Here is a 661-nt window from a genome sequence, read left to right as displayed (position 1 = left end):
CTAGTGCCAATGTGCCTTGGTACTGTAGTGCCATACGGGTGAAACTCTAGTGCCACCCCCACTTGGCACTGCAGTTTCATACGGGAGAAACTGTAGTTTCATAGGTAAGAAACTGTAGTTTCATAGGTAGGAAACTCTAGTTTCATGGGTAGGAAACTCTAGTTTCATGGGTAGGAAACTCTAGTTTCATGGGTAGGAAACTCTAGTGCCACACGGCAGGCACTACGATTACCTCCCCAGCTGCTACATTGACACACATAGGAGGAGCTAATCCTACCCACCTGACCGTCATACGACCATCACGTGGTCATTGCATCCTCATCAAGCGTGTCATAGCCACCCTTCGGCTGAAGGGACGCTATTTGCCCTTGATAAGTGCCCCTTTGATACGTCCGCCTACGTTGCCGGCCATAGACCCAGTGGCGCCAGCTACTGCCTTACCTCCCGTATAGGCACCTTGGGCACCTCGTTGCGCCGTCTGATTGACATTGCGTCCGTACGCCCCGATACCACCACCAGCCTCTATAATCCAGCCCGCTACCGTAGGAACACAGAAGTACCCCACGATACCAATCAGGAAGAAGACAATGTAGTACCAGCTACCCGAATCAGGCAGATAGTTGGGGTCACTCAATGCTGCAATATCCTTCTGCACCATCAA

The 661-nt window shown here is 51.4% G+C and carries 1 pseudogene; it reads right to left on the bottom strand.

Annotated features, from left to right (window positions below):
• Nucleotides 1–358: 358 nt before the first annotated feature.
• A pseudogene (locus PORUE0001_RS08620) lies at nt 359–661 on the bottom strand (conjugative transposon protein TraJ); the annotation flags it as partial.

The organism is Porphyromonas uenonis 60-3 (assembly GCF_000174775.1).
In the GTDB taxonomy this organism is placed as follows: Bacteria; Bacteroidota; Bacteroidia; order Bacteroidales; family Porphyromonadaceae; genus Porphyromonas; species Porphyromonas uenonis_A.
The sequence above is the reverse complement of the archived record's forward strand: the minus strand, read 5'-3'. Positions and strand labels throughout refer to the sequence as shown.